Origin of the sequence: Micromonospora sp. NPDC049151 (assembly GCF_040648395.1) — a bacterium.
GTDB lineage: Bacteria > Actinomycetota > Actinomycetes > Mycobacteriales > Micromonosporaceae > Micromonospora.
In genome coordinates, this window is sequence record NZ_JBEZDP010000028.1 from 64,666 (window position 1) to 74,179 (window position 9,514).

Below are 9,514 nucleotides of genomic sequence, written 5' to 3' on the forward strand. Positions count from 1 at the left end.
TGAGGTTCCGGCGCCCACCGGCGCCGGAACCGCCACCAGTTGTGTCGAGACGACGATAAGTAGGGATTGAAGTGGCCGCCGCAGACGCGCTCGCCAACGTACGCAACATCGGCATCATGGCCCACATCGATGCCGGTAAGACCACCACCACCGAGCGAATCCTGTTCTACACCGGCATCACGTACAAGATCGGTGAGGTCCACGAGGGCGCCGCCGTCATGGACTGGATGGAGCAGGAGCAGGAGCGCGGTATCACCATCACTTCCGCCGCCACCAAGTGCGAGTGGAAGGGCCACACGATCCAGATCATCGACACGCCCGGCCACGTCGACTTCACGGTCGAGGTCGAGCGGTCGCTGCGTGTTCTGGACGGTGCGGTCGCGGTCTACGACGGCGTGGCCGGCGTGGAGCCCCAGACGGAGAACGTCTGGCGGCAGGCGGACAAGTACAACGTCCCCCGGATGTGCTTCGTCAACAAGCTCGACCGGACCGGTGCCGACTTCTTCCGCTGCGTGCAGATGATGATCGACCGGCTCAACGCCACCCCGCTGGTCCTGCAGATCCCGATCGGCGCCGAGTCCGACTTCATCGGCGTGGTCGACCTGGTCGAGATGCGCGCGCTCACCTGGCGCGGCGAGACCCAGAAGGGTGAGGACTACGCGGTCGAGGAGATCCCGGCCGACCTCGCCGACTCCGCCGCCGAGTGGCGCGAGAAGCTGATGGAGACCCTCGCCGACGTCGACGACTCGGTGATGGAGAAGTACCTCGAGGGCGAGGAGATCTCGGTCGACGAGATCAAGGCCGCCATCCGCCGGGCCACCATCGCCGGCAAGGCCAACCCGGTCCTCACCGGTACCGCCTTCAAGAACAAGGGCATCCAGCCGATGCTGGACGCGGTCGTCGCGTACCTGCCCTCGCCGCTGGACATCCCGGCGATCGAGGGTACGGCCACCGACGGCGAGACCCCGCTGCAGCGGAAGCCCGCGGTCTCCGAGCCGTTCTCCGGCCTGGCCTTCAAGATCCAGACCGACAAGCACCTCGGCAAGCTGACGTACGTCCGGATCTACTCCGGCACGCTCGAGTCCGGTTCTCAGGTGATCAACTCCACCAAGGACCGCAAGGAGCGGATCGGCAAGATCTACCAGATGCACGCCAACAAGCGGGAGGAGCGCAGCTCCGCCCAGGCCGGCGACATCATCGCGGTGCAGGGTCTGAAGCAGACCACCACCGGTGACACCCTGTGCGACCCGGCGAACCCGGTCATCCTGGAGTCGATGACCTTCCCGGAGCCGGTCATCGAGGTGGCCATCGAGCCGAAGACCAAGGCCGACCAGGAGAAGCTCAGCACCGCCATCCAGCGGCTGGCCGAGGAGGACCCGACCTTCCGCGTCAAGCTGGACGACCAGACCGGTCAGACGGTCATCTCCGGCATGGGCGAGCTGCACCTGGACATCCTGGTCGACCGGATGCGCCGCGAGTTCAACGTCGAGGCGAACATCGGCAAGCCGCAGGTGGCGTACCGCGAGACCATCCGCCGCAAGGTGGAGAAGGTCGAGTACACCCACAAGAAGCAGACCGGTGGTTCCGGCCAGTACGCCCGCGTGATCATCAGCGTGGAGCCGCTGCCGCTCGGCAACGACGCCCCGACCTACGAGTTCGCCAACGCGGTGACCGGTGGCCGCATCCCCCGGGAGTTCATCCCCTCGGTGGACGCGGGTGCGCAGGACGCCATGCAGTACGGCATCCTCGCCGGCTTCCCCCTGGTGGGCGTCAAGCTCACCCTGGTGGACGGCCAGTACCACGAGGTCGACTCGTCGGAGATGGCGTTCAAGATCGCCGGCTCGATGGCGATGAAGGAGGCGGCCCGCAAGGCCGACCCCGCTCTCCTCGAGCCGATGATGGCCGTTGAAGTCACCACTCCTGAGGAGAACATGGGTGACGTCATCGGCGACCTCAACTCCCGGCGTGGCATCATCCAGGCGATGGAGGAGCGCAGCGGCGCTCGCGTCGTCCGGGCTCTGGTGCCGCTGTCGGAGATGTTCGGCTACGTCGGCGACCTGCGGTCGAAGACCCAGGGCCGGGCTAGCTACAGCATGCAGTTCGACTCCTACGCCGAGGTTCCGAACTCGGTGGCCAAGGAGATCATCGCCAAGGCGACGGGTGAGTGACACTCACCCTCGGCTGATCCGATGACACGGGGGCGGTCGCGGGAGGGTTCTCCCGCCCGCGGCCACCTCGATCGGATTGCGTGAGACCGGGCCTGTAGGCTTCATCGCCGCAGAACCCACAAAAGCTCTCCGGCCTTCCGGCCGGAAAGGCTGTCGACAGAGTCCTAAGCGCCGAACGGCGCGCCGGGGCGAACGAACCAAGAAAGTCCACAGGAGGACCCAGTGGCGAAGGCGAAGTTCGAGCGGACTAAGCCGCACGTCAACATCGGCACCATTGGTCACATCGACCACGGTAAGACGACGCTGACGGCGGCCATCACCAAGGTCCTGCACGACCAGTACCCGGACCTGAACCCGTACACGCCGTTCGACGAGATCGACAAGGCGCCGGAGGAGAAGGCCCGCGGCATCACGATCTCCATCGCGCACGTCGAGTACCAGACCGAGGCGCGTCACTACGCGCACGTCGACTGCCCCGGTCACGCCGACTACATCAAGAACATGATCACCGGTGCCGCGCAGATGGACGGCGCGATCCTGGTGGTGGCGGCGACCGACGGCCCGATGCCGCAGACCCGCGAGCACGTGCTGCTGGCCCGTCAGGTCGGTGTGCCGTACATCGTCGTGGCGCTCAACAAGAGCGACATGGTCGACGACGAGGAGCTCCTGGAGCTCGTCGAGCTCGAGGTCCGCGAGCTGCTCTCCTCGCAGGAGTACCCGGGTGACGACCTGCCGGTCGTGCGGGTCTCGGCGCTGAAGGCCCTGGAGGGCGACCCGGAGTGGACCGGGAAGCTCCTGGACCTGATGAACGCCGTGGACACCGCGATCCCGCAGCCGGAGCGCGAGACCGAGAAGCCGTTCCTCATGCCCATCGAGGACGTCTTCACGATCACCGGCCGCGGCACCGTGGTCACCGGTCGCGCCGAGCGCGGCATCCTCAAGCCGAACGAGGAGGTGGAGATCGTCGGCATCCGTGAGAAGTCGATGAAGACCACCTGCACCGGCATCGAGATGTTCCGCAAGCTGCTCGACGAGGCCCGCGCGGGTGAGAACGTCGGTCTGCTGCTGCGTGGCATCAAGCGCGAGGACGTCGAGCGCGGCATGGTCGTCATCAAGCCGGGCACCACGACCCCGCACACGGAGTTCGAGGCGACGGTCTACATCCTCTCCAAGGAGGAGGGCGGCCGGCACACCCCGTTCTTCCAGAACTACCGCCCGCAGTTCTACTTCCGGACCACGGACGTCACCGGCGTCGTCACGCTGCCCGAGGGCACCGAGATGGTCATGCCCGGCGACAACACCTCGATGACGGTGAAGCTGATCCAGCCCATCGCCATGGAGGAGAACCTGAAGTTCGCGATCCGCGAGGGTGGTCGTACGGTTGGCGCGGGTCGCGTCACCAAGATCATCAAGTGAGCTGGGTAACCCCGATTAGCGTCGCCGCCGGTAGTGCGGCATACTAGTCAGGTTGCGTAACGACAGTCGGTCGCCTGCGTCCGGTTAACGCTGGACCTCCGGGAGTCAGACTGTCTCGCGTAGGGTGGTTGATCGCCATCGGCGGTCAACCACCCTCGCGCGGCGTCCAGGTCGCGGTCCCCGCGATCGGCGCCATGACCCACCGCGTGGTCAGAGAATCGCTCCGGAGTCCCGGGGCGGAGCCTGGCCCACGGGCGCGACACGCCCGACCGCGGGGGTCGGCGGAAGTGGGCCTGTGCCAGCCGGTGCAGGCGCCCGCAACACAGCGGCATCGAGAGAAGGAACAGAAGCCACCATGGCGGGACAGAAGATCCGCATCCGGCTCAAGGCCTATGACCACGAGGTCGTCGACTCCTCGGCTCGGAAGATCGTCGAGACGGTGACGCGTACCGGGGCGCAGGTCGCTGGCCCGGTGCCGCTGCCCACGGAGATCAACCGTTTCTGCGTCATCCGCTCGCCGCACAAGTACAAGGACTCGCGCGAGCACTTCGAGATGCGTACGCACAAGCGTCTGATCGACATCATCGACCCGACCCCGAAGACGGTCGACTCGCTCATGCGCCTCGACCTGCCGGCTGGCGTCGACATCGAGATCAAGCTGTAGGGACCGGACAAATGGACAGGCAAGTCAAGGGGATCCTGGGCGCCAAGCTCGGCATGACCCAGGTCTGGGACAACAACAAGGTTGTGCCCGTGACCGTGGTTCAGGCCGGCCCGTGCGTCGTGAGCCAGGTTCGTAGCGCCGACAAGGACGGCTACTCCGCGGTCCAGCTGGCGTACGGGGTCATCGACCCGCGCAAGGTCAAGAAGCCGCTCGCCGGGCACTACGCCAAGGCGGACGTCGCGCCGCGCCGGCACATCGTCGAGCTGCGCACCTCCGACGCCGCGGACTACGCGCCGGGCCACGAGGTCACGGTCGAGGAGTTCCCGGCCGGCGTCGTGATCGACGTGACCGGAAAGACCAAGGGCAAGGGCTACGCCGGCCCGATGAAGCGGCACGGCTTCCACGGCCTGCGCGCCAGCCACGGTGTCGAGCGCAAGCACCGCTCGCCCGGCTCGATCGGCGCCTGCGCGACCCCGGGTCGCGTCTTCAAGGGCACCCGGATGGCGGGCCGGATGGGTGGCGTGCGCTACACCGTCCAGAACCTGACCGTCCAGGCGGTCGACACCGAGAACAACCTCCTGCTCGTCCGCGGTGCCATCCCCGGCCCGAAGGGCGCGCTGGTCCTGGTCCGCACCGCGGCCAAGGCGAAGGTGAAGAAGGGCGGTGCGGCCAAGTGACCACCGTTGACGTCATCAACGTCGAAGGCGCCAAGAGCGGCTCCGTCGAGCTGCCGGCCGACATCTTCGACGCGCAGGCCAACATTGCCCTGATGCACCAGGTCGTGGTGGCCCAGCTCGCGGCGGCCCGTCAGGGTACGCACAAGACGAAGACCCGCGGCGAGGTCTCCGGTGGAGGCAAGAAGCCGTACAAGCAGAAGGGCACCGGTCGTGCCCGCCAGGGCTCGACCCGCGCGCCGCAGTTCGCCGGCGGTGGCGTGGTCCACGGCCCGGTGCCGCGCGACTACAGCCAGCGCACCCCGAAGAAGATGAAGGCCGCCGCCCTGCGTGGCGCCCTCTCCGACCGGGCCCGCGCCGGCCAGGTGCACGTCGTCGAGGCGTTCGTCTCCGGCGAGAAGCCGTCCACCAAGGCGGCCCTGGCCACGCTGACCAAGCTCACCGAGGCCCGTCGGGTCCTGGTCGTGCTGAGCAGCACCGACGAGCTGAACTGGGTGTCGCTGCGGAACCTGCGCAACGCGCGGGACAGCCGGGTGCACCTGATCGAGGCCGGCCAGCTCAACACCTACGACGTGCTGGTGGCCGACGACGTGGTCTTCACGAAGGAGGCCCTGGACGAGTTCCTGGGCGTGCCCGCCGAGACCACCGAGGAGGATGGCAAGTGAGCACGATCGCCGATCCGCGTGACGTCATCGTCGCGCCGGTCGTCTCGGAGAAGAGCTACAGCGAGCTGAACCGCAACTGGTACACCTTCCTGGTGCACCCGGACGCCAACAAGACCGAGATCAAGATCGCTATCCAGCAGATCTTCAACGTCCGCGTCCTGACGGTCAACACGCTCAACCGCGAGGGCAAGCGCAAGCGGACCCGTACCGGGTTCGGCAAGCGCAAGGACACCAAGCGCGCGATGGTGAAGCTGGCTGACGGTGACCGTATCGAGGCCTTCGGCGGCCCGGTCAGCTGAGGGGTGTAGACAATGGCTATCCGTAAGTACAAGCCGACGACGCCGGGCCGGCGTGGCTCGAGCGTTGCCGACTTCGCCGAGATCACCCGGTCGACGCCGGAGAAGTCGCTGCTGGCTCCGCTGCCGAAGAAGGGCGGACGCAACGCCCACGGCCGGATCACCACGCGGCACCACGGTGGCGGCCACAAGCGCCAGTACCGTCTGATCGACTTCAAGCGGGTCGACAAGGACGGCGTGCCGGCGAAGGTCGCTCACATCGAGTACGACCCGAACCGCACCGCGCGCATCGCGCTGCTGCACTACGCCGACGGCGAGAAGCGCTACATCATCGCGCCGAAGGACCTGAAGCAGGGCGACCGCGTCGAGTCCGGTCCGGGCGCCGACATCAAGCCGGGCAACAACCTGCCGCTGCGCAACATCCCGGTCGGTACCACCATCCACAACGTGGAGCTGCGCCCGGGCGGCGGCGCCAAGCTGGCCCGCTCGGCCGGCGTCGGCATCCAGCTGCTCGGCCGTGAGGGCGCGTACGCGACCCTGCGTATGCCGTCCGGTGAGATCCGGCGTGTGGACGTGCGCTGCCGCGCCAGCATCGGCGAGATCGGCAACGCCGACCAGTCGAACATCAACTGGGGTAAGGCCGGCCGGATGCGGTGGAAGGGCAAGCGCCCGACCGTCCGTGGTGTCGCCATGAACCCGGTCGACCACCCGCACGGTGGTGGTGAGGGTAAGACCTCCGGTGGTCGCCACCCGGTCAACCCGCAGGGTAAGCCCGAGGGCCGCACCCGTCGTAAGGGCCAGCCGAGCGACCGGCTGATCGTCCGCCGCCGCTACGCCACGCGTAAGCGCGGCTGAGGGAGATAAGACATGCCTCGCAGCCTGAAGAAGGGCCCGTTCGTCGACGACCACCTGCTCAAGAAGGTGGAGACGCAGAACGACAAGGGCTCGAAGAACGTCATCAAGACCTGGTCGCGCCGCTCGACGATCATCCCGGAGATGCTGGGTCACACGATCGCCGTGCACGACGGACGTAAGCACGTCCCGGTCTTCGTGACCGAGGCCATGGTCGGGCACAAGCTCGGCGAGTTCGCGCTGACCCGCACGTTCAAGGGTCACGAGAAGGACGACCGGAAGAGCCGCCGGCGCTGACGCCGCGGGCATACGGATAGAGGAACAAGGGGTTACAGCGATGCCAGGAAAGGGCGACGCTCCGGTGCTTCCGGGCGCGCGGGCGGTTGCGCGGCACGTGCGCATCTCGCCGATGAAGGCGCGCCGGGTGGTCAACCTCGTCCGCGGCCTGCCCGCGAAGGAGGCGCTCACGGTGCTGCAGTTCGCGCCGCAGGCTGCGAGCGAGCAGGTGTACAAGGTGCTCGCGAGCGCGATCGCCAACGCGGAGAACAACGAGCGGCTGGACCCCGACGCGCTGCTCGTCAGCGAGGCGTTCGTCGACGAGGGCCCGACCATGAAGCGGTTCCGGCCGCGGGCGCAGGGCCGGGCGTACCGGATCCGCAAGCGCACGTGCCACATCACCGTGGCGGTCGAGGCGGTCGCGGCGGCCACGCCGAAGAAGTCGGCTAAGAAGGCCGCTCCGGCCAAGCCGGCGGCTGAGGAGCAGAGCACGACGGAGGGTGCCGAGTAATGGGTCAGAAGGTTCACCCGACCGGGTTCCGGCTCGGCATCTCGACCGACTGGAAGTCCCGCTGGTTCGCGGACAAGCTCTACAAGGACTACATCGGCGAGGACGTCAAGATCCGCCGGATGATGTCCAAGGGCCTTGAGCGCGCCGGCATCTCCAAGGTCGACATCGAGCGCACCCGCGACCGGGTCCGCGTCGACATCCACACCGCCCGGCCGGGCATCGTCATCGGCCGTAAGGGTGCGGAGGCCGACCGGATCCGCGGCGAGCTGGAGAAGCTCACCGGCAAGCAGGTCCAGCTGAACATCATCGAGGTCAAGAACCCCGAGTCGGACGCGCAGCTGGTCGCCCAGGGCGTCGCCGAGCAGCTCTCCAGCCGGGTCAGCTTCCGTCGGGCCATGCGCAAGGCGATGCAGTCCGCGATGAAGAACCCGGCCTGCAAGGGCATCCGGGTTCAGGTCTCGGGCCGTCTCGGCGGCGCCGAGATGAGCCGGACCGAGTTCTACCGCGAGGGCCGGGTTCCGCTGCACACGCTGCGGGCCAACATCGAGTACGGCTTCTTCGAGGCCCGTACCACCTTCGGCCGGATCGGCGTGAAGGTCTGGATCTACAAGGGCGACGCCGTCCCGGGCCGCGAGGCCCCGGCCGAGGCCGCCCCGTCGCGCGGCCCGCGCCGTGACCGTGGCGACCGGCCGGACCGGCCGCGCCGTGGCCGCTCGGGCTCGTCCGGTACGACCGCCGGTGGCACCGAGGCCGGCCGGGCTGCCGCGACCACCATCGCGCAGCAGGCGGAGACGCCGGCCGGTGACCCGGTCGACGCCGGCGCCGTGGCGGCAGCCGCGACCCAGCCGGCAGAACAGCAGCAGGAGGGCTGACAGATGCTGATGCCGCGCAAGCCCCCGAAGGGCTTCCGCAAGCCGCACCACCCGGACCGCAGTGGCGCGTCCAAGGGTGGTAACCGGGTGGTGTTCGGCGAGTTCGGGATCCAGGCTCTCGAGCCGGCGTACGTGACCAACCGCCAGATCGAGTCGGCGCGTATCGCGATGACCCGCCACATCAAGCGTGGTGGCAAGGTCTGGATCACGATCTTCCCGGACCAGGCCCTCACCAAGAAGCCGGCCGAGACCCGGATGGGTTCCGGTAAGGGTTCGCCCGAGTGGTGGGTCGCCAACGTCAAGCCGGGGCGGGTCCTCTTCGAGATGTCCTTCCCCAACGAGCAGATCGCGCGAGAGGCGATGCGTCGCGCGATCCACAAGCTCCCGATGAAGTGCCGCATTGTTACGCGCGAAGTGGGTGAATCCTGATGGCAGCGGGCGTCAAGTCCTCCGAGCTGCGTGAGCTCTCCGAAGAGGAGCTGGTCACGAAGCTGCGCGAGGCGAAGGCGGAGCTGTTCAACCTCCGCGTGCAGGCCGCAACCGGGCAGCTGGACAACAACCGGCGGCTGCAGGTCATCCGTCGGGAGATCGCCCGGATCTACACGATCATGCGTGAGCGTGAGCTGGGTCTCTCGGCCGCGCCGACTGAGGTGACTGCATCATGAGTGAGAACACCACCGCCCCCGCGCGGGCCCGCCGCAAGGTTCGTGAGGGCCTCGTGGTCAGCGACAAGATGGACAAGACCGTCGTGGTCGAGGTCGAGGACCGGGTCAAGCACGCGCTGTACGGCAAGATCATGCGTCGTACGCGCAAGCTGAAGGTCCACGACGAGCAGAACGCGGCCGGCATCGGCGACCGCGTCCTGATCATGGAGACCCGGCCGCTGTCCGCCACCAAGCGCTGGCGGATCGTGGAGATCCTCGAGAAGGCCAAGTAGCGAAGGCTCGAGCTCGGCCGGTCTCGGTCGGGCGCAGGTTCCGCCAGGCTCCGGCCGCCCCGAGCGGCCGGAGAACCGGCAGACATAGGAGATAGACGTGATTCAGCAGGAGTCGCGACTGCGCGTCGCCGACAACACGGGTGCCCGGGAGATCCTGTGCATCCGGGTGCTCGGCGGCTCCGG

At 67.8% G+C, this 9,514-nt stretch carries 14 protein-coding genes; all 14 read left to right on the plus strand.

The features are described 5' to 3' along the window. Window positions 1–71: 71 nt before the first annotated feature. Window positions 72–2,168, plus strand: a complete 2,097-nt coding sequence (gene fusA / locus AB0B20_RS25880) for an elongation factor G (protein WP_357383535.1) — start codon at window positions 72–74, stop codon at window positions 2,166–2,168. A gap of 222 nt (window positions 2,169–2,390) precedes the next feature. Further along, entirely contained in the window at window positions 2,391–3,584 is a 1,194-nt protein-coding gene (gene tuf / locus AB0B20_RS25885) for an elongation factor Tu (protein ID WP_013288635.1), read from the plus strand. Between the two features lie 355 nt (window positions 3,585–3,939). Beyond that, entirely contained in the window at window positions 3,940–4,248 is a 309-nt protein-coding gene (gene rpsJ / locus AB0B20_RS25890) for a 30S ribosomal protein S10 (RefSeq protein ID WP_007073037.1), read from the plus strand. Between the two features lie 11 nt (window positions 4,249–4,259). Then, entirely contained in the window at window positions 4,260–4,925 is a 666-nt protein-coding gene (rplC, locus tag AB0B20_RS25895) for a 50S ribosomal protein L3 (RefSeq protein WP_357383537.1), read from the plus strand. Next, window positions 4,922–5,587 carry a 50S ribosomal protein L4 gene (gene rplD / locus AB0B20_RS25900; RefSeq protein ID WP_135242074.1) on the plus strand — a complete coding sequence of 222 codons (666 nt, stop codon included), beginning with the start codon at window positions 4,922–4,924 and terminating at the stop codon, window positions 5,585–5,587. The genes rplC and rplD overlap by 4 nt, the downstream gene beginning before the upstream one ends. After that, a complete protein-coding gene (rplW, locus tag AB0B20_RS25905) occupies window positions 5,584–5,886 on the plus strand; it encodes a 50S ribosomal protein L23 (protein ID WP_013288632.1) in 303 nt (100 codons plus the stop codon). Before rplD ends, rplW begins: the two co-directional genes overlap by 4 nt. A 12-nt stretch (window positions 5,887–5,898) precedes the next feature. Further along, a complete protein-coding gene (gene rplB, locus AB0B20_RS25910; protein ID WP_013288631.1) occupies window positions 5,899–6,738 on the plus strand; it encodes a 50S ribosomal protein L2 in 840 nt (279 codons plus the stop codon). A gap of 12 nt (window positions 6,739–6,750) precedes the next feature. After that, complete coding sequence (rpsS, locus tag AB0B20_RS25915; protein ID WP_007073032.1) at window positions 6,751–7,032, plus strand: 30S ribosomal protein S19; 282 nt, start codon at window positions 6,751–6,753, stop codon at window positions 7,030–7,032. Between the two features lie 40 nt (window positions 7,033–7,072). After that, window positions 7,073–7,522 (plus strand): 50S ribosomal protein L22, encoded by a 450-nt coding sequence (gene rplV, locus AB0B20_RS25920; RefSeq protein WP_013288630.1) that lies wholly within the window; start codon window positions 7,073–7,075, stop codon window positions 7,520–7,522. Next, the gene (gene rpsC / locus AB0B20_RS25925) at window positions 7,522–8,394 is read left to right on the plus strand and encodes a 30S ribosomal protein S3 (protein ID WP_318335719.1); all 873 of its coding nucleotides are present in this window, start codon (window positions 7,522–7,524) and stop codon (window positions 8,392–8,394) included. The genes rplV and rpsC overlap by 1 nt, the downstream gene beginning before the upstream one ends. Window positions 8,395–8,397: 3 nt before the next feature. After that, the gene (rplP, locus tag AB0B20_RS25930; protein WP_007465292.1) at window positions 8,398–8,823 is read left to right on the plus strand and encodes a 50S ribosomal protein L16; all 426 of its coding nucleotides are present in this window, start codon (window positions 8,398–8,400) and stop codon (window positions 8,821–8,823) included. Then, window positions 8,823–9,059 carry a 50S ribosomal protein L29 gene (gene rpmC / locus AB0B20_RS25935; protein ID WP_357383541.1) on the plus strand — a complete coding sequence of 79 codons (237 nt, stop codon included), beginning with the start codon at window positions 8,823–8,825 and terminating at the stop codon, window positions 9,057–9,059. The genes rplP and rpmC overlap by 1 nt, the downstream gene beginning before the upstream one ends. Continuing rightward, complete coding sequence (gene rpsQ, locus AB0B20_RS25940; protein ID WP_357383543.1) at window positions 9,056–9,331, plus strand: 30S ribosomal protein S17; 276 nt, start codon at window positions 9,056–9,058, stop codon at window positions 9,329–9,331. Before rpmC ends, rpsQ begins: the two co-directional genes overlap by 4 nt. Before the next feature lie 97 nt (window positions 9,332–9,428). After that, window positions 9,429–9,514 (plus strand): uL14 family ribosomal protein (locus tag AB0B20_RS25945; RefSeq protein WP_357474230.1); only part of this gene is annotated, 86 nt, incomplete at its 3' end.

What these genes read in the sequence shown, in the direction of transcription:
- rpsS (WP_007073032.1), top strand. Translation starts at nt 6,751, where the DNA reads ATGCCTCGCAGCCTGAAGAAGGGCCCGTTCGTCGACGACCACCTGCTC.
- rplB (WP_013288631.1), top strand. Translation starts at nt 5,899, where the DNA reads ATGGCTATCCGTAAGTACAAGCCGACGACGCCGGGCCGGCGTGGCTCG.
- rpsJ (WP_007073037.1), top strand. Translation starts at nt 3,940, where the DNA reads ATGGCGGGACAGAAGATCCGCATCCGGCTCAAGGCCTATGACCACGAG.
- rpmC (WP_357383541.1), top strand. Translation starts at nt 8,823, where the DNA reads ATGGCAGCGGGCGTCAAGTCCTCCGAGCTGCGTGAGCTCTCCGAAGAG.
- rpsQ (WP_357383543.1), top strand. Translation starts at nt 9,056, where the DNA reads ATGAGTGAGAACACCACCGCCCCCGCGCGGGCCCGCCGCAAGGTTCGT.
- rpsC (WP_318335719.1), top strand. Translation starts at nt 7,522, where the DNA reads ATGGGTCAGAAGGTTCACCCGACCGGGTTCCGGCTCGGCATCTCGACC.
- rplC (WP_357383537.1), top strand. Translation starts at nt 4,260, where the DNA reads ATGGACAGGCAAGTCAAGGGGATCCTGGGCGCCAAGCTCGGCATGACC.
- rplV (WP_013288630.1), top strand. Translation starts at nt 7,073, where the DNA reads ATGCCAGGAAAGGGCGACGCTCCGGTGCTTCCGGGCGCGCGGGCGGTT.
- rplP (WP_007465292.1), top strand. Translation starts at nt 8,398, where the DNA reads ATGCTGATGCCGCGCAAGCCCCCGAAGGGCTTCCGCAAGCCGCACCAC.